This window comes from Micromonospora sp. BRA006-A (genome assembly GCF_033433935.1).
Taxonomy (GTDB): domain Bacteria; phylum Actinomycetota; class Actinomycetes; order Mycobacteriales; family Micromonosporaceae; genus Micromonospora; species Micromonospora aurantiaca.
Genome location: NZ_JANCLW010000001.1, coordinates 1,652,022 through 1,670,029, shown reverse-complemented (window position 1 = coordinate 1,670,029; position 18,008 = coordinate 1,652,022). Strand labels below are relative to the sequence as shown.

Below are 18,008 nucleotides of genomic sequence, written 5' to 3'. Positions count from 1 at the left end.
GGGGCCCCTCTTAACATCTGCGCCCATGACCTGGACCGTTCCTGAGATCGACCGCCGCCACGAGCCCTACGTCGCCGACGAGCGCACCATGCTCGAAGGCTGGCTCGACCACCACCGCGACACCCTGGTGCACAAGTGCGCCGGGCTGACCGCCGAGCAACTGCGTACCCGCAGCGTCGAGCCCTCCGGGCTGACCCTGCTCGGCCTGGTCCGGCACATGGCCGACGTGGAGCGCTGGTGGTTCCGCATCCGCGCCGCCGGGCAGGACGTGCCCACGCTCTACGACTACAGCACCGACCCGGACGCGGACCACAACGACATCGCCGACGCCGACCCGGCCGAGGCGCTCGCCACGCTGCGCGCCGAGATCGAGGCGGCCCGGGAGGCCGTGACCGGCCTGCCGCTTGAGCACACCTTCCACCACCGCCGGGGCGACACCACGCACGAGATCAGCCTGCGCTGGGTGTACGTGCACATGATCGAGGAGTACGCCCGGCACAACGGCCACGCCGACCTGATCCGCGAGCGTATCGACGGCGTCACCGGCGCCTGACCCCGGCCGGGGCGCCCGCCCGCAGCACCTGCTCGCCCAGCGGGGTGAGGCAGTGCCGCACCGCCGCGCCGTCCCGCCGCGTGGTGATCAGCCCGGCGGCCCGCAGGGTCGCCGCGTGCTCGCTGGCCGTGGCGACGGAGACGCCGACGCGGCGGGCGAGCTGGGAGGTGCCCGGGGCGTCGGCGGTCGCCGCCAACACGGCCGCCCGGGTGCGCCCGAGCAGGTCCGCCAGCGGCGCCCCGGGCCCCAGCTCACGCCGCCCCGGCCGAATCGGATACACCAGCACCAGCGGGCCGCCCGGGTCCGCCAGCAGGTAGGGCTGCGGGGCGAGGTGGCAGGGCAGCAGGGTCAGGCCCCGCCCGCCCGCGGCCACCTCGACGTCGTCGGCGACCGCGCACCGGTAGGACAGCGCGTAGTCCTCCCCCGTCTCGGCCCAGGCCAGGTACGGGCTGAGGTCGCGCAGCACCCGGTCGAGGCCGCCGGCCGCCAGCGTGTGGCCGCGTACCGCCCGGTCGGCGCGTACCGCCGTCTCGATCTCCGCCCAGTAGGGCGCGAGCGCCACGCCGTGGAAGGCGCGCATCGCGGCCCGCAGCCGGGCCCGGGCGGCGGGCTCCCCGGCGGCCAGCGGCGCCACCCGGGCGGGCAGCGCGCCGGACGCCACCAGCGGGCCCAACTCGGCGGCGAGCACCTCGTCCGGGGCGCCGGCGACCCGGTCCAGCAGGGCGTCGAGACCGCCGTCGAACACCGGCGGGGTCACGAAGTCCGGCACCAGGTAGGGCGTCCGGCACAGGTCCAGGTAGGGACGCATCTCGGGGCGCAACGCCGCCCGGGTCCGGGACCGCCAACCGGCGAGGTGCTCCGGCACGTCCGCCAGGACCAGCCGCTGGGCGGCCATCGCCAGCTCGACCAGCACCGCCGGATCGGACCGCAGGACCGTGCGGCTCAGGTCGGTGGCGTTGAGCCGCACGGTGGTCACCGGCGCAACGGTAGCCACCTTTCGGCCCGTACCGAAAGGGGCTTCCGGGCGGGCCGGCGCCGTCCGACGCTGCGTCGCGTGAAGACACTCCTCGCGGCGGCCGCCGCGGTCCTGACGGCGGTGACCGTCGGCGCGCCCCGGCCCGCCCCCACCAGCGTCCGTCCCGACACCTACGTCGTCTCCCGCGCGCCGGGCGTGCTGCCCGAAGGGCTCGCGGTCACCCCCTCCGGCACGATGTACGTCACGAGTTCGGCCACCGGCGCGGTCTACCGGGGCGACACCCGCCGGGCCGGGCTGCGCCCGTTCCTCGCCCCCGGCGCCGACGGCCGGACCAGCGCCGCCGGGGTCCGGGTGGACCACCGGGGGCGCGTCCTCGTCGCCGGCTGGACCACCGGCACCCTTTTCGTGTACGCGCCGGACGGCGCCCTGCTGGCCCGCCGCACCGCCGCGCCCGGCGCGGCTCTCAACGACCTGGCGGTCACCGGCGACGCCGTCTACGTCACCGACTCCGCCACCGGCACCCTGTGGCGCGCCGCAGTCGACGACGGGCACGTCGGCACCCTGGTCCCCTGGGTGGGCCCCGACGACTTCCCGGCCGCCCCGGTCTTCCTCAACGGCGTCGTGGCCGACCCGTCGGGCCGGGTCGCGCTGGTCGCGGAACAGGGCGGCGAACGCCTGTTCCGGGTCGACCTGGCCGGCCGGTCGGTGACCGAGGTCGAGATCAGCGGCGGTCGGATGGGCGCGGACGGCCTGCTGCTGGAGGGGAACCGGCTCTACGGCGTGGTCAACGAACCGGACGGCGCCGGCGGCACCCGGTTCCTGGTGAACGTGGCCCGGCTCGACGACGGGCTGCGGACCGCCCGGGTGGTCGACCGGTCCCGTCCGGTCGGCACGGAGCGGTCGCCGACCTCGGTGGCGCGCGACGCCGGCCGGCTGCTCTGGGTGGACAGCCAACTCTTCGCCACCACGCCCACCCCGCCGTTCACGGTCTCCGAGGTGCCGGGCCTGCGGTGAGCGGCGCACGAGCCGGGCGGGACACGGGGCCCGTCCGGCTCAGTACGCCAGCGCCGCCCGCAGGTAGCGCAGGTCGGCCGGGCCGCTCCAGCGGTGCGCGGACAGACCTGCCACCCTGGCGCCGGCCACCGCGCGGTCCTCGTCGTCGACGAACAGCACCCGCCCCGGCGGCGTCCCCAGCGCCTCGCAGGCGGCCTGGAAGTATTCCTTCGCCGGCTTGTGCACCCCGACGACCGAGGAGTTGACGATCACGTCCAGCTCGCCGGTCAGGTCCAGCGCGGCCAGGTCGGCGTCGAGCAGGTCGGTCGCGTTCGTGCCCAGCCCGACCCGGATGCCGGCGGCCCGCACCTCGCGGACGAACGCCAGCACCTCCGGGTCCACCTCGCCGCGGTAGCTCTGCCACTCCTGAACCGCCGCACGGGCCCGATCCGCGCCGACGGCGGGGGTCAGCGCGTCGGCCACGCTCACCATCCACTGGGCGTGGCTGACCTGGCCGGTGAGCACCGGCTGGAGCAGTCCCCAGGACATCGCGATCTCACCGAGGACGCCCTCGGTCAGCCCGTACTCCCGCTCGACGCCGGCGGCCACCGCCGGATCCCAGCGGCGCAGTACGCCGTCGAAGTCCACCAGGAGGGCCGTGGCGCGTTCCCGACTCACTCGCTCGTCACCTGTTCCTCGTCGTCGGCCCGGTTGAGCCGCTGGCTGATCACCTGGGTCACACCGGCGCGCATCGTCACTCCGTAGAGCGCGTCGGCGATCTCCATGGTCCGCTTCTGGTGCGTGATCACGATGAGCTGGCTCTTCTCCCGCAACTGCGCCAGCAGCGTGATCAGGCGGCCCAGGTTCACGTCGTCGAGCGCCGCCTCCACCTCGTCCATGATGTAGAACGGGCTGGGCCGGGCGCGGAAGATCGCCACGAGCATCGCCACCGCCGTGAGCGACCGCTCCCCGCCGGAGAGCAGCGAGAGCCGCTTGATCTTCTTGCCCGGCGGGCGGGCCTCGACCTCGACGCCGGTGGTCAGCAGGTCCTCCGGGTCGGTGAGCACGAGCCGTCCCTCGCCGCCGGGGAACAGCACGGTGAAGACCTGCTCGAACTCCCGGGCGGTGTCCTCGAACGCGCTCGCGAAGACCTCAAGGATCCGGTCGTCCACGTCCTTGACCACGGTGAGCAGGTCACGCCGGGTGGCCTTGAGGTCCTCCAGCTGCTCGGAGAGGAACTTGTAGCGCTCCTCCAGCGCCGCGAACTCCTCCAGCGCGAGCGGGTTCACCTTGCCCAGCAGGGCCAGTTCCCGTTCCGCCTTGGCGGCCCGCTTCTCCTGCACCGGCCGCTCGTAGCGGACCGGCTCCGGCACCGGACGGCCATCCTTCTCGGCGAGCGCCACGTCCGCGTCGGTGGGCGGGACCAGCCGGTCCGGGCCGTACTCGGCGACGAGCGTGGGCACGTCCAGCCCGAAGTCCTCGGCGGCCTTCGCCTCCAGTTGCTCGATGCGCATCCGCTGCTCGGCGCGGGCCACCTCGTCGCGGTGCACCTGGCTGGTCAGCCGCTCCAGCTCGGCGGCGAGGCGCTTGGCCGCGCCGCGTACCTCGGACAGCTCGGCCTCGCGCGCGGCGCGTTCGCGGGCGACGGCGTCGCGGTGCTCCTCGGCCCGGGCGATGGAGACGGTGAGCCGGGTGAGCGCCTCGCGGGCGCCGCCGACCACGGCCCGGGCGATCTGGGCGCCGCGCGTGCGGGCCGCGCGCCGGGCCGCGGCGCGCTCCCGCGCCGCCCGTTCGGCGGTGGCCTGCCGGGCCAGCGAGTCGGCCCGCCCGGCGATCGAGGCCACCCGCTCCTCGGCGGTACGCACCGCGAGCCGGACCTCCATCTCGTTCTGCCGTGCCTGCGGCACCATGGCGGCGAGCTGGTCCCGCTCCTCGGTGGACGGTTCGGCGTCGATCGGGGTGGCCTCGGCCAGCCGCAGCCGTTCCTCCAGCTCGGCCAGCGCCGCCAGATCCCGTTCCCGGGCCGCCTCGGCGCGGGCCCGGGACTCGCCGAGCCGGTCGGTCTCCGCCTTGGCCGAGCGGGCGGCGGCGCCCAGTTCGGCCAGGCGGCGCGCGGCGGCGTTGCGATGGCTCTCCGCCTCCCGCTTGGCGGCCGCGGCGTGCTGCACCGCCTCCTTGGCGGCGGTCACCTCGGCGCGCGCCTCGGCGAGCTGTTCGCGCAGCTCGGCGGCGGTGCGTTCGGCGGTGGCCCGGTTGGCCCGCGCCTCCTCGACGGCCGCCTGCACCTCGATGAAGCTGGGCGCCTTGGCCGACCCGCCCGCCGCCGCGTACGCACCGACCACGTCGCCGTCGGGGGTGACCGCGCGCAGCTCCGGGTTCGCGGCGACGAGCGCGGACGCGGCGGCCAGGTCGTCGACGAGCGCCACGTCGCGCAACGCCCGGTGCACGGCCGGGCGGATCGCGGGCGAGCACTCCACCAGGTCGGGGGCCCAGCGGGCGCCCTCGGGCAGCTTCGGGCGCAGCGCGTCGGCGGGCCCGTCCATGCCCGGTCCGGCGGGGCTGCCGACGAGCAGCCCGGCCCGGCCGGCGTCGGAGATCTTGAGCAGCCGCATCGCCTCGACGGCTTCGTCCACGCCGCTGACCGCCACCGCGTCGGCCAGGCCGCCCAGCGCGGCGGCGAGCGCCGCCTCGTCACCGGGCGCGACGGTGAGCAGCCCGGCGAGGCTACCGAGCAGGCCGGGCACCTGGTCGGCGCGGGCCAGCAGTTCCCCGGCGCCGTCCTTGCGGCGCAGGCCCATGGCAAGCGCCTCCTCCCGGGCCTTCCAGGTGGCGGCGTCCTTCTCGGCGGCGCGCTCACCGTCTGCCAGGCTGCGCACCGCCGCCTGGGCCCGCTCGTGGACGGCCACCGCCTCGTCGTGCCGCGCGTCCAGGTCGGCGTTGTCCCGGTCCGCCTCGGTTGACTGTTCGGCTACCGCGTCCAGGTCGGCCTGCGCCTTCTCGGCCCGGCCCATCGCGTCGGTGTGCGCGGCGGCGAGCCGTTCGATCTCCTCGCCGGCGCTCGTGGTCCGCGCCCGGGCGGAGTTGACCTGGCCGGTCAGCCGGGCCAGCCCTTCCCGCCGGTCGGCGATCGCCTTCGCCGCGGCGACGAGTTCCCGTTCGGCGGCGGCGAGCTGGCGTTCCAGCTCCTGGCGGTGCTCGACCGCCTCGGCCAGCCGGATCTGGTCCTCGGTGAGCGCGGCGCGCAGTTCCTCCTCCTGCTCGCGGACCCGCCGCGACTCCGCCTCCAGTTGGTCCGGGTCGCGGCCGGGGCGCTCGTCGTCGCCGGCGGCGCTGAGGTGACGCAGCCGCTCCCGGGCCAGCTGCTCGATCGAGCGGAACCGCTCCTGGAGCGCGGAGAGGCGGTACCAGGTGTCCTGCGCCGCCGCGAGCAGCGGGGCGTCCTCGGCCAGCGCCGCCTCCAGCTCGCCGAGGCGGCCCTGCACCTCGCCGTGCTCGGCCTCGATCAGCTCGCGCCGCTCGCGCAGCGCGGTCTCGTCGGCGATCTCCTTGTCCAGTGTGGTCCGCAGCGTGTGCAGGTCGTCGGCGAGCAGCCGCAGCCGGGCGTCGCGCAGGTTGGCCTGGATGCCGGCGGCGCGGCGGGCCACCTCGGCCTGCCGGCCCAGCGGCTTGAGCTGGCGGCGCAGCTCGGCGGTGAGGTCGGTCAGGCGGTTGAGGTTGGTCTGCATCGCGTCGAGCTTCCGCAGCGCCTTCTCCTTGCGCTTGCGGTGCTTGAGGACGCCCGCCGCCTCCTCGATGAACGCGCGCCGGTCCTCCGGCTTGGCGTGCAGCATGCCGTCGAGCCGGCCCTGCCCGACGATGATGTGCATCTCCCGGCCGATGCCGGAGTCGGACAGCAGCTCCTGGATGTCGAGCAGGCGGCAGGAGTCGCCGTTGATCTCGTACTCGCTCTCGCCGGAGCGGAACATCCGGCGGGTGATGGAGACCTCGGTGTACTCGATCGGCAGCGCGCCGTCGGTGTTGTCGATGGTGAGGGTGACCTCGGCCCGGCCCAGCGGCGCCCGCCCGGCGGTGCCGGCGAAGATGACGTCCTCCATCTTGCCGCCGCGCAGCGCCTTGGCGCCCTGCTCGCCGAGCACCCAGGCGATGGCGTCGACGACGTTGGACTTGCCGGAGCCGTTCGGGCCCACCACGCAGGTGATCCCGGGCTCCAGCTTCAACGTGGTGGCGGAGGCGAAGGATTTGAAGCCCTTCACCGTCAGGCTCTTGAGATGCACCTTCTCGATCCTCGTCCGGTGGCCGCCGTACCGTCGCCGGCTGCGCGGACCTGGTGAACCCGCAGACTAACCCGGGACCGGGGCGCCGCCGCCACGCGACCCACCCGCCGGACCGGCTGTCCGCTTTCCGCCCGGCCGTCGCGGACGGAGCGGAAATGCATGATCACAATTACCGGGCGCAATTCCGGGCGCTTCCGCAAGATCGATTATTGCGACGGCGGCGACGAAAAGGGGTCCGCACATGGCTGCGCGCCGGCACTTGAGTGTCGGCGCGCTTTTCGGTGTGGTGCGATTCAGTTTTCCGACAACTGGAGATCAGGTCAGTGCGGGCTCGGCCAGACGGAGGAGGTCATCGGCCTCCGCCGCTGCCGCCGCAAGCCGATCGTTGTCGGCGCGCAGACGCGTGATCTCGAACTCCAGTGCCTGAACCCTGGCACGCAGTCGGGTGACCTCGTCGAGCAGACGCCGGTCGGGCGCTGCACTTACGTGGCCGTAGAGGGCCTTCGCCATGCTGACTCCTTGATGTGCGCTGCCGGAAAGGCCGGCCAACGCGCGCCCATGATGTTCGCGGCTGCCATTCCCACTGCATCGGGGCATGGCTGGGCGCGACTGGCGACACCTACATATTGAGCCGAAACCCCCTCCTTCGTCAAGTTGACCAAGGCCGTAGATCATCTCCACGTCGGCCGGTCCACTCGCCGGGGGGCTGCCACAAGGCGCGGACACGCTCTGTCCGGACACCTTTACTGTACGCCGGAAATGCGTGAACGACTCATCCTCGGCACCGGCTTCGCCTTAACTCTTTCTTAGCCACGTTGCCGCAGCTTGGAGCGCGCCCGTAGCGTCACCCGGGCCCGCAACCGACCCGTGGAGGGGACAGGCGTGTACCGCTGGAACGACCCGATCGAACCGGAGGGCGCCCGCCGGCGTCCCGAGCCGCCGACCGACGAGGGTCCGGCGTGGCTCAGCGACCGGCCCGAGCCGCGGTCGTCGTACCTGTTCGGGGACGCCGCGCAGCGGCCGCCCGCCGGCCCGGCCCCCGCGGGTTACGGCCCGGAGAACGCGCCCCCGGTGCCCCGGGACCGGTGGAACGGCGAGGAGCAGCACACCGCCGCGTGGCAGGGCCAGGAGCCCGCGTGGCAGGGCCGGGAACAGCCCGCCGCGTGGCAGGGGCAGGAGCAGCCGGCCGGTGGCTGGGACCAGCCCACCGCGACCTGGCAGCCGGCGACCGACACCCCGGCCGACGACCGGCGGCGCCCGAAGCGGCGCCTGTCCCGGCCGCTCGTGATCGGCGGGGCCGCCGCCGCGGCGACGCTCGTGGTGAGCCTCGGCGTGGGAGCCGTCCTGCTGCCCGGCGGCGACCAGGGCACGAAGCGCACCTCCGCCGACGCGCCGGTGGCAGCCGCGCCGCAGGCGCCCGACGGGACCGAGGACGGACCCGCCGACGCGCTCGCGCCCGAGTCGGCGAGCCCGTCCGCCGTACCGACCACCGTCGCGCCGAGCCCGACGAAGAAGGCCACCCCGAAGCCGAGCCGCAGCACCGCCCCGTCGCGGCAGCAGGAGCGCAGCAGTGCCCCGGGCGGCGGGTCGAGCAGTGGCGGGTCGAGCGGCGGCTCCACGAGCACGAAGGCCACCGCCACGACCGGGCTCAGCGCCGAGCTGCAGAAGGTCGTCACGATCGTCAACCAGGAACGGGCGAAGGCCGGCTGCAAGGCGCTCACCGTCAACGCCAAGCTGAACCTGGCCGCCCAGCGGCACAGCCAGGACCAGGCCGACCACCGGAAGATGGACCACACGGGCAGCGACGGCAGTCAGCCCTGGGACCGGGTCAAGGCCGCCGGCTACAGCTACCGCATGGTGGGCGAGAACGTGGCCTGGAACTACCAGACCCCGGCGGCGGTCATGGAGGGCTGGATGAACTCCGAGGGCCACCGGAAGAACATCCTCAACTGCTCGTACACCCAGATCGGGGTGGGTGTGGCGCGCAGCAACGGGCCGTACTGGACGCAGGTCTTCGCCACCCCGAGCTGACCGCGCGTCGTGACCGGCCCGGCGCTCGTTGACCGGTCGGGGGCGGCGTCGGGCCGCCCGCGTCCGGGGAGCTGTCGATGCGGATCCGGCCGGTGTGGGCCGTGCCGCGCTCCCGGCCGGCCCGCGTCCGCCGACGTGGCCCGCGCCGGGGCGTGGCGCTCGCGCTGACCGCGCTGCTGCTCGCCCCGGTGCCGGCCTGCCGCCGGCCGATCACCCCGCCCGGCGCGCCCACGCCCTGGCCGGCCGCGCAGGCCGACAGCTGGCGGTGGCAGTGGCAGCTCACCTCCCCGGTGGACGTGGCGGTCGACGCCGACGTCTTCCTCCTCGACCCGGTGGCGACCACCTCGGCCGAGACCGCCGCGCTGCGCGAGCGGGGCCGCCGGCTGGTCTGCCACGTCCGGGTCGGCACGTACGCCGCCGACGACCCGGACGCCACCCGCTTCCCCACCGCCGTACGCGGCGCGGGCGTGCCGGGGCGGCCGGGGAGCCGCTTCCTGGACGTACGGGGCTGGGACGCGCTCGCGCCGGTGCTGGCCGACCGGTTCCGGCTGTGCCGGGGCAAGGGCTTCGGCGCGGTGGCGCTCGCCGACGCGGACGGCTACCGGCACCGCTCCGGCTTCCCGCTGGACTTCGACGACCAGTTGCTGTTCAACCGCCGGCTGGCCGGGCTGGCCCGCAAGCTGGACCTCTCCCCCGGCCTGGTCGACGACGTGCCGCAGGTGGCGGCGCTGGCCCCCGACTTCGACTTCGCGGTCAACCAGGAGTGCGTACGCCGCCGCGAGTGCGCGAAGCTGCTGCCGTTCGTCGACGCCGGCAAGCCGGTCTTCCACGTCGAGTACACCGGCGAGCCGGCGGACTTCTGCGTCACCTCGGTCGGCTACGGCTTCGCCTCGATCCGCAAGGACCGCCAGCTGGACGCCTGGCGGGAGCCGTGCGCCCTGCCGTGACAACCCCGCCGCCCCGCTCGCCGGGAAGCGGGGTGCCGATGACGATCATCCGGTACGAAAGCTGCCAACACTCTCCGTCACCCTCAGCGGCGAACAGATGCACGGAAGGCGGTATGCCTGAGAGTCATACTTATGACTCTCAGGCATACCGCGCGAACACGAATGCCTTCTCTGCGGCCGGCACGAGCCGGAACTGATGTCAAGCTGTTCGGCACTTCCGGTTGGGCGCCGGACCGCGCCCCGGACCGGGCCCCGGACCGAGTCCCGGACGGAGCCCCGGATGGAGCCGACCGGGGCGGGTCCGCTCGGGCTCAGCGGGCGCCGACCAGCTCCGGTGCCGGGGCGGGCGGCGGCTCGACCGCCGGGACGGGCCGCCGACGGCGCATGAAGCGTGGCGCCCACCAGTTCGCGTCACCGAGCAGCGTCATCACCGAGGGCAGTACGACCGCCCGGATGATCGTGGCGTCCAGCAGGATCGCCGCCGCCAGGCCGATGCCGAGCTGCTTGAAGTCGATCATGCTGAGCGTGGCGAAGATGGAGAACACCGCCACCATCACCACCGCCGCGCTGGTCACCACGCCGGCCGAGGAGGTGATGCCGTACGCCACCGCCTCCCGGGTGGGCATGCCCCGGTCGACCGCCTCGCGGATCCGGCTGACCACGAACACGTGGTAGTCCATCGACAGTCCGAACAGCACCACGAACAGGAACAGCGGCAGCCAGGTGACGATCGCGTCCATCGAGGTGAAGCCGAGCAGCCCTTCCGCCCAGGTGCTCTGGAAGACCAGCACCAGCAGCCCGTACGCGGCGCCGGCGGAGAGCAGGTTCAGCACGATCGAGGTCAGCGCCACCACGATCGACCGGAACGTCCACGCCATCACCAGGAACGTCAGCGCCAGCACGAACGCCGCGACGATCGGCAGCTTCGCCCAGATGTGGGCGGCGTAGTCCTCGCTGGCGGCCACGCCGCCGCCGACCGCGTACTCCACGCCCGGGATGCGGCCGAGCGTGGCCGGGACCAGGTCCTCGCGCAGCTCGTGCAGCGACCGGGACGCCTCGTCGGAGCGGCTGGCATGCGGCGTGGCCACCTCCAGCACCGACACCCGCCGGTCCGCCGACACCTGGATCTCCGGGCCGTCCCCCTCGGCCGGCGCGAAGAGCGGGTCGGCGGCGGTACGGCCGGCGAGGTCGGTGAGCGCGGCCCGCACCCGGTCGGCCTGCTCGGCGGGTGCCCGCACGGCGACCGTGTGGCTGGTGCCGTTGCTCGGGAAGGCCGCGGTGAGCCGGTCGTATGCCTGCATGGCGGCGGTGGTGCGCGGTACGTCCTCCGGGCCGGGGAACTTCAGCTTCATGCCGAGCGCGGGCGCGGCGAGCGCGAGCAGCAGCGCGACCGAGATCAGCAGCGTGGCCACCGGCGCGCGCAGCGCCGGCTTGAGCACCGCCGGCCAGAACCGGGGCCGGGCCGGCTGCCCGTTGCGCGGCGCGGTGAGGCGCCACAGCAGCGGCACCCGCGGCCGGTCGACCCACCGGCCCAGCTTCGCCAGCAGCGCCGGCAGCACGGTGAGCGAGCCGATCACCGCGACCGCCACCACCAGGATCGAGCCGACCGCCAGCGACGAGAAGATGGCGTCCTGGGCGAGCAGCAGGCCGCCCATCGAGATGATCACTGCGGTGCCGGAGACCACCACGGCGTGCCCGGAGGTCTCCGCGGCGATCTCCACCGCGTCCAGGCCGGAGCGGCCCTTCGCCCGTTCCTCCCGCTCCCGCCGCACGTAGAACAGCGAGTAGTCCACGCCGACCGCCATGCCGATCAGCAGGATGACGCTTGCGGTGGTGTCGGTGGCCGGCACCAGGTGCGAGGCGAGTGTGGAGAGACCCATCGCCGCTGCCACCGAGGAGAGCGCCAGCAGCACCGGCACCCCGGCGGCGATCAGCGCGCCGAACGCGATGATCAGGATGGCCAGCGTCACCGGCAGGCTCAGCAGCTCGGCGCGCTTGAAGTCCTTGCCGAGCGTGTCGTCGAGCGCCTTGTCGATCGACGGGCCACCGACCTGCTCCACCCGTAGCTGCGGGTGCGCGTCCTGCACCTTCGCGGTGGTGTCCCGCAGCGGCTGCACCCGGTCCCCGGCGGTGCCCGGGTCGCCCGACATGGTGATCGGCACCAGCAGCGCGCTGCCGTCGCGCGACGGCATCGGCGTACCGATCGAGGCCACGCCGTCGACCCGCCGCAGCCGGTCCGCCGCGTCCTGCGCGGCGGCCTTCGCCGCCGCCTGGTCGAGCGAACCCGAGCGGGCGGTGATCAGCACGTTCTCGGTCGCCGGCCGGTCGAACCCGCCACTGTCGACGATCAGCTGTGCCTGTCCGAACTCGCCGATCGCCTGATCCTCGTCGGTCGCCTCGTTCAGCCCGGCGGCGCTGCCGCCCACGAAACACACCGCCACGAAGACCACCCACAACGCGATCGCGCGCCACGGATGCTCCGCACTCCACCGTGCCAGCCGCACGGTCACCGGTCGCCTGCCCATGTCCCGGGTTCCACCCTCCTGATGCCGGCCCTGTGCCGACCCCAGATGACGCTAGGCAGCAGGCGGGGCCCCGGCATCGGGGAAGGGCCCCCGCTCGTCCCCGATCCGCAGGGCGAGGTCCGCGCGGTCGGAACCGGCCGCGCGGACCGGGCGGAAAAGGGCATCTCCGGGTACGCTCCGGCGCGTCTCCGGGGACCGCCGGGCCATGCACACCGGCGCAACCCCGAACCGGCTCGGGGTCATCCCCGGAGGGTGCCCCGGGGCCGCGGCTGGCATCGCGGGCAGCTGTAGGAGGACCGGTTCATGAACGCCTCCCGCCGGATCGGCGCGCCGCAGCGCGGGCAGGGCTCGCCCTCCCGGCCGTACGCGTTCAGCGACCTGTCGAAGTAGCCGCTCTCGCCGTTGACGTTGACGTACAGCTCGTCGAAGCTGGTGCCGCCCTGCTTGATCGCCTCGGCGAGCACGTCCCGCACGTGCCCGAGCAGCCGCAGCGCGGCCGGACGGGTCAGCGCGTCGGCCGGGCGGGTGCCGTGCAGCTTCGCCCGCCACAGTGCCTCGTCGGCATAGATGTTGCCCACCCCGGAGATCAGCGTCTGGTCGAGCAGGGCGCGTTTGATCTCCGTACGCTTGCGCCGCAGCGCCGCCACGAACGCCTCGTCGGAGAACTCCGGGTCCATCGGGTCGCGGGCGATGTGGGCGATCTCGGCGGGCAGCTCCGCCCCACCTTCGGACACGGACAGCCCGCCGAACGTGCGCTGGTCGACGAAACGCAGCTCCGGCCCGTCGTCGGCGAACCGGAACCGGACCCGCAGGTGCAGTTCGTCGGCCGCGCCGACCGGCTGCAGCAGCAGCTGGCCGGACATGCCGAGGTGGCCGATCACCGCGTCGCCGCTGTCCAGCGGCAGCCAGAGGTACTTGCCGCGGCGGCGTACCCCGGTGATCGTCCGGCCGGCCAGCACGTCGGCGAAGTGCGCGCCGCCGGGCGCGTGCCGGCGTACCGCCCGGGGGTGGCGCACCTCGACAGCGGCGATCCGCCGGCCGATCACCCACTGGGCGAGGCCCACCCGGACGGTCTCGACCTCGGGCAGCTCAGGCACGGCCGGCGCCCGCCTCCACGTCGGAGGTGTCGTCCTGCGGGCTCGTCTCCGCCTCCGCCTGCGCCGCCTCCGCCCGCGCCGCCGCCTCCGCCTCGGCCTGCTCGGTGAGCATCCGCCAGGCCGACTCGGCCGCGCGCTGCTCGGCCTCCTTCTTGCTGCGCCCCTCGGCGCCGCCGTAGCGGTTGCCGGCCACCACCACCCAGGCGGTGAACGTCTTGAGGTGATCCGGTCCGGTGCCCTCGATCCGGTACTCGGGCACGCCGAGCCCGAGCGCGGCGGTCAGCTCCTGGAGGCTGGTCTTCCAGTCCAGCGCCGCGCCCCGGCCCGCCGACTCGGCCATCAGCGGGTCGAACAGCCGGTGGATGACGATGGCGGCGGTGTCCAGGCCGTACTGGAGATAGATCGCACCAAGCAGCGCCTCCAGCGTGTCGGCCAGGATGCTCGCCTTGTCCCGTCCGCCGGTGGCCTCCTCGCCCTTGCCGAGCAGCAGGTACGCGCCCAGCCCGTCCGGGCCCAGGCCACGCGCCACGTCGGCGAGCGCCCGCATGTTGACCACGCTGGCGCGCAGCTTCGCCAGCTGCCCCTCGGGCAGGTCGGGGTGGTTGTGGAACAGGGCTGTGGTGATCACCACGCCGAGCACCGAGTCGCCCAGGAACTCCAGCCGCTCGTTCGTGGGCAGGCCGCCGTTCTCGTACGCGTACGAGCGGTGGGTCAGCGCGCGTTCCAGCAGTTCCGGGTCGAGCGACACCCCGAAGGCCGCCTCCAGGTGGCCGACGGGAGCACGCCGCCGCTTGTCGTTGGTCATGGTGCTACCTCGGTGTCGTGTCGGTCAGGTGCGAGATCGTGCGGGATGTCCGCGAGCAGGGAGCGGACCGTCGCGGCGGCGTCGCGGCGCCACAGGTGGGCCGCGAGCGCGATTCCGGAGGCGACGTCCTCGGAGCCGGCCGCGCCGTGGCACACCACCACGGTGCCGCCCACCCCGAGCAGCGCGGCGGCACGCGGGGCGCCGCCGCGTGCGGGCGGGCCGCCGGCCATGGCGTACGCGCCCTCGATGGCCTTCAGCAGGACGTTTCCGGTGAAGCCGTCGGTCACCACGACGTCGGCGCGGGCGCCGAGCGAGATGTCGTACCCCTCGACCAGGCCGACGTAGCGGCCGTCGCAGGGCAGCGGCGCGGCGGCGAGAGCGGGCGCGGCGACGCGGCGCAGCCGGTCGCCCTTGCCCGTCTCGTGGCCGACGGAGAGCAACCCGACGCGGGGTGCGGTGACGGCGTGGGCCACCGACGCGTAGGCCGCGCCGAGGAGGGCGTGCCGGGCCAGCGTGGCCGGGCCCGGTTCGAGCGTGCCGCCGACGTCGAGCAGCACCACCGGCCCTTCGACGGCGGGCAGCGTGGCGGCGAGCGCGGGACGGCGGATCCCGGTCCAGCGGCCGAGGCCGAGCGCGGCGGCGGTGACTGTGGCGCCGGTCGAACCGGCGGAGACGACCGCGTCGGCGAGTCCGTCGCGGACGGCCTGCACGGCGGTGCGTACCGTGCTCTCGCCGCGGGCGGCGGTGGGATGGTCGGCCATGCCGACGACGGTCCGCACCGGGCGGACCGTGACCCGGGCGCGCTGGGCCGGGTCGAGCGCACCGATGAGCTCGTCGGCCACCTCGATCGGGCCGACGAGCATCAGGTGCAGGGCGGGATCCGTGCGTACCGCTCGCAGAGCGCCGTCAACCACGACGGCGGGAGCATCGTCCCCGCCGAGGAGGTCGACGGCGATCCGCGCGGCGCCCGGCTCCGACGATCCGCCGGCCGTGAACCGGTCGGCGGTGGCGGGAGCCGGGGCACCGGGCGAGAGCCTTGGTGCGCGCGTCACCCGACCGGTGGTCGGGGACGTCACTCGGCAGCCGGGTCAGACCTCGAGGACCTGACGGCCGTTGTAGGTGCCGCAGACGGAGCAGGCGGCGTGCGGCAGCTTGGCCGACTTGCACTGCGGGCAGGCCACGGTCGCCACCGCCGAGGCCTTCCAGTTCGCCCGGCGGGCGCGGGTGTTGCTGCGCGACATCTTGCGCTTGGGGACGGCCACGGTTCTTACTCCTCTGTACGGGTCAGTTGCGTCAGGCTCGCCCAACGCGGGTCGACCTGCTGATGGCTGTGGTCGGCCGGCAGATCGTCCCAGTGCACCCCACACTCGGGGCACAGGCCTGGGCAGTCCTCCCGGCAGAGCGGGTTCGTCGGCAGCGCCAGCACCACCGCGTCCCGCAACGCCGGCTCCAGGTCGATCAGATCGCCCTGTATCCGGCCCACCTCGTCCTCCTCGGTCGTGTCGTCCGTGGTGCTGTTCTCGTACGCGTACAGCTCCTGGATCGTCACGGCCAACGAGTCGTCGATCTCGCGCAGGCAGCGGCCGCACTCGCCCTTGACGGGACCGGTGACGGTCCCGGAGACGAGTACGCCCTCGGACACCGACTCCAACCTCAGATCGAGGTCGAGGTCCGCGCCCTCCGGCACGCCGATCAACTCCACGCCGAGGTCCGCCGGTGCCGGCACGACCCGCTTGTGCGTACGCAACGCGCCAGGTCGGCGCGGCAGTTCCCTCGTGTCGAGGACCAGCGGCGACCTGGGGTTGAGTGTGCTTGGCGAGTGTTTGGGCATAGTCAGACTCCGGCCGTTGAGAGGCCGACAAAGAAGGTTACCTGCCAGACGGGCGGACCGTCGAACCGGGGGCTCGCCTCCGGCCCGGCGGGAGCCGGCTGTCGGCGACCGGCCCGCGCGCCGCTCAGAAGGGTAGCGGGCGGTCCGCCTCGTCCCCGCCGAAGGTCCCGATCTCGCGCAGCGCGTGCATCTTGTCCCGGCCGCGCTCTATCGAGGCCAGCGCCCGGGTGAGGAACTGCTCGAAGTTCGCCAGCGCGGTGTCGACGTAGTCGTCCACCTCCTCGCGGAGGCGCTGCGCCTCGGCCCGCGCCTCGGCGATGATCCGCGCGCCCTCATGCTCGGCCGAGACGGTGATCTCGTTGACCGAGACGAGCCGGGCGTGTTCCGCCTCACCCTCGCTGATGATCCGGTCGGCCTCGCGCTTGCCGGCCTCCATGATCTTGTCCCGCTCCTCCAGCAACGCGGCGGCCCGGCGCAGGTCGGCGGGCAGCTCCGCGCGCAGTTCGTCGAGCGCGGCGATCATCTCGCCCCGGTCGACCATGCAGTTGTTGCGCGACATCGGGACGGAGCGGGCCTGCTCCACCATGGCGATCAGTTCGTCGATGCGATCGAGCGGGTCCACCGGTACCTCACTCCTGTCTTCGTCGGCCGCCCTCCATCATGCGGCCTCGCGCCCGGTCTCGGCGCTGCAGACATCATGTCGCGCCCGAGCCACAACCACCCCACCCGCCCCACCCGGCGCGTCGCCCGCCCGCCGCCCACCCGCCCCTCTCCCCGGCGATCTTGCACTTGCGGCCCGGCGTTCGTCCCTTGCGGGAGGAATGTCCGGGCCGAAACTGCAAGATCGCGGGGGTCGGGCGGGCGGGTGGGGAGGGCGGGGCGAGGTCAGGGGCGGAGGCGGGCGGAGAGCTGGGCTCGGACCAGGTCGGGGACGTGGGCGGAGATGTCGCCGCCCCACTTCGCCACGTCCTTGATCAGGCTGGACGAGATGAACGAGTAGAGCGGGTTGGTCGGCATGAACAGCGTCTCCACGCCGGCCAGGCCGATGTTCATCTGGGCCATCTGCAGCTCGTAGTCGAAGTCGCTCACCGCCCGCAGGCCCTTGATCAGCACACTCGCCTGCTGCGCCCGGCAGAAGTCGACGAGCAGGCCGCGGAACGACTCCACCCGGACGTTGTCGTACGAGCCGGTCACCTCGTGGAGCATGTCGATGCGCTCCTCGACCGTGAACAGGCCCTGCTTGGACTGGTTGACCAGCACTCCGACGATCACCTCGTCGAACAGCCGGCTGGCCCGGCCGATGATGTCGAGGTGTCCGTTGGTGACCGGGTCGAACGAGCCCGGGCAGACCGCACGTCTCATGATCGGCGACCGTACCAAAGAGTGGTCTCGCCGTAACGTCTGCTGCGCTCCGGAGTGACACCTTCCACCCACGTGACCGGTCCGGTACGGCTGGACCGCTCGACGACCACCAGGGCGTCCGGGGCGAGCCAGCCGCCGTCGACCAGCGCCGCCAGCATCGCGGTGATCTCGCCGTCCGGCACCGCGTACGGCGGATCGGCGAAGACCACGTCGTACGGCCCGCCGTCCGGACCGGCCGCCAGCACGGTGGCGACCCTGCCGGTGACCAGGCGGGCGGCCGGCGCGGCCCGCAGCGCGGCGATGTTCTCCCGGATCACCCGGGCGGCCCGCGCGTCGGACTCGACGAGCAGCACGTGGGCCGCGCCCCGGGACAGCGCCTCCAGACCGACCGCGCCGGAACCGGCGTACAGGTCGGCGAAGCGCGCCCCGTCCAGGTCGACATGCGAGTGCACGGCGCTGAACAGCGCCTCGCGGACCCGGTCGGAGGTGGGCCGGGTGCCGGCACCCGGTGGCGCGGCGATCCGCCGGCCGCCGAGCGTACCGGCCACGATCCGGGTCACCGTCGCTCCCTGCGCATGCCCCGACGCTACGCGACGCGCCGACCACCCGGCCGG

At 74.0% G+C, this 18,008-nt stretch carries 17 protein-coding genes; 4 read left to right on the top strand and 13 right to left on the bottom strand.

Features of this window, described 5'->3' with window-relative positions; genetic code table 11:
* Positions 1–25: 25 nt before the first annotated feature.
* Positions 26–553: a DinB family protein gene (locus NMK34_RS08085; RefSeq protein ID WP_318332884.1), complete on the top strand. Its 528-nt coding sequence runs from the start codon at positions 26–28 to the stop codon at positions 551–553.
* Here NMK34_RS08085 and NMK34_RS08080 read toward each other — a convergent pair.
* On the bottom strand, positions 540–1,529 hold the full coding sequence (locus tag NMK34_RS08080) for a helix-turn-helix domain-containing protein (RefSeq protein WP_318332883.1): 990 nt from the start codon (positions 1,527–1,529) through the stop codon (positions 540–542). The two genes, NMK34_RS08085 and NMK34_RS08080, sit on opposite strands and share 14 nt — an antisense overlap.
* 78 nt (positions 1,530–1,607) lie before the next feature.
* Here NMK34_RS08080 and NMK34_RS08075 point away from each other — a divergent pair, with 78 nt between their 5' ends.
* Positions 1,608–2,543: a superoxide dismutase gene (locus NMK34_RS08075; protein ID WP_318332882.1), complete on the top strand. Its 936-nt coding sequence runs from the start codon at positions 1,608–1,610 to the stop codon at positions 2,541–2,543.
* 39 nt (positions 2,544–2,582) lie between these two features.
* Here the strand turns inward: NMK34_RS08075 and NMK34_RS08070 are convergent, their stop codons facing one another.
* The 3 genes from NMK34_RS08070 to NMK34_RS08060 all read right to left on the bottom strand — a co-directional run bounded on the left by NMK34_RS08070 (position 2,583) and on the right by NMK34_RS08060 (position 7,306).
* Entirely contained in the window at positions 2,583–3,200 is a 618-nt protein-coding gene (locus NMK34_RS08070; RefSeq protein WP_318332881.1) for an HAD-IA family hydrolase, read from the bottom strand.
* The gene (gene smc, locus NMK34_RS08065) at positions 3,197–6,796 is read right to left on the bottom strand and encodes a chromosome segregation protein SMC (protein WP_318332880.1); all 3,600 of its coding nucleotides are present in this window, start codon (positions 6,794–6,796) and stop codon (positions 3,197–3,199) included. Before smc ends, NMK34_RS08070 begins: the two co-directional genes overlap by 4 nt.
* Positions 6,797–7,111: 315 nt before the next feature.
* Positions 7,112–7,306, bottom strand: a complete 195-nt coding sequence (locus NMK34_RS08060) for a hypothetical protein (RefSeq protein WP_013284566.1) — start codon at positions 7,304–7,306, stop codon at positions 7,112–7,114.
* A gap of 372 nt (positions 7,307–7,678) precedes the next feature.
* Here NMK34_RS08060 and NMK34_RS08055 point away from each other — a divergent pair, with 372 nt between their 5' ends.
* A complete protein-coding gene (locus NMK34_RS08055; protein ID WP_318332879.1) occupies positions 7,679–8,827 on the top strand; it encodes a CAP domain-containing protein in 1,149 nt (382 codons plus the stop codon).
* A 77-nt stretch (positions 8,828–8,904) separates the two neighbouring features.
* Complete coding sequence (locus NMK34_RS08050; RefSeq protein ID WP_318332878.1) at positions 8,905–9,774, top strand: endo alpha-1,4 polygalactosaminidase; 870 nt, start codon at positions 8,905–8,907, stop codon at positions 9,772–9,774.
* A gap of 311 nt (positions 9,775–10,085) precedes the next feature.
* On the opposite strand, the gene NMK34_RS08045 is transcribed toward NMK34_RS08050, so the two are convergent.
* From NMK34_RS08045 to rsmD, 9 genes are all read right to left on the bottom strand, one after another.
* A complete protein-coding gene (locus tag NMK34_RS08045; RefSeq protein ID WP_318332877.1) occupies positions 10,086–12,299 on the bottom strand; it encodes an MMPL family transporter in 2,214 nt (737 codons plus the stop codon).
* 239 nt (positions 12,300–12,538) lie between these two features.
* Positions 12,539–13,396 carry a bifunctional DNA-formamidopyrimidine glycosylase/DNA-(apurinic or apyrimidinic site) lyase gene (gene mutM, locus NMK34_RS08040; RefSeq protein ID WP_262014769.1) on the bottom strand — a complete coding sequence of 286 codons (858 nt, stop codon included), beginning with the start codon at positions 13,394–13,396 and terminating at the stop codon, positions 12,539–12,541.
* Complete coding sequence (gene rnc, locus NMK34_RS08035; protein ID WP_318332876.1) at positions 13,389–14,201, bottom strand: ribonuclease III; 813 nt, start codon at positions 14,199–14,201, stop codon at positions 13,389–13,391. The genes mutM and rnc overlap by 8 nt, the downstream gene beginning before the upstream one ends.
* Complete coding sequence (locus NMK34_RS08030; protein WP_318336291.1) at positions 14,198–15,157, bottom strand: phosphate acyltransferase PlsX; 960 nt, start codon at positions 15,155–15,157, stop codon at positions 14,198–14,200. The genes rnc and NMK34_RS08030 overlap by 4 nt, the downstream gene beginning before the upstream one ends.
* A 132-nt stretch (positions 15,158–15,289) precedes the next feature.
* Positions 15,290–15,463, bottom strand: coding sequence for a 50S ribosomal protein L32 (rpmF, locus tag NMK34_RS08025; protein WP_030500827.1), 174 nt, complete (start codon positions 15,461–15,463; stop codon positions 15,290–15,292).
* 5 nt (positions 15,464–15,468) lie between these two features.
* The gene (locus tag NMK34_RS08020; protein WP_318332875.1) at positions 15,469–16,032 is read right to left on the bottom strand and encodes a YceD family protein; all 564 of its coding nucleotides are present in this window, start codon (positions 16,030–16,032) and stop codon (positions 15,469–15,471) included.
* A 124-nt stretch (positions 16,033–16,156) separates the two neighbouring features.
* Positions 16,157–16,654, bottom strand: coding sequence for a hypothetical protein (locus tag NMK34_RS08015; RefSeq protein WP_135243736.1), 498 nt, complete (start codon positions 16,652–16,654; stop codon positions 16,157–16,159).
* Positions 16,655–16,917: 263 nt separating this feature from the next.
* Positions 16,918–17,394, bottom strand: coding sequence for a pantetheine-phosphate adenylyltransferase (gene coaD / locus NMK34_RS08010; protein WP_318332874.1), 477 nt, complete (start codon positions 17,392–17,394; stop codon positions 16,918–16,920).
* Positions 17,391–17,954, bottom strand: a complete 564-nt coding sequence (rsmD, locus tag NMK34_RS08005; RefSeq protein WP_318332873.1) for a 16S rRNA (guanine(966)-N(2))-methyltransferase RsmD — start codon at positions 17,952–17,954, stop codon at positions 17,391–17,393. The genes coaD and rsmD overlap by 4 nt, the downstream gene beginning before the upstream one ends.
* Positions 17,955–18,008: the final 54 nt, after the last annotated feature.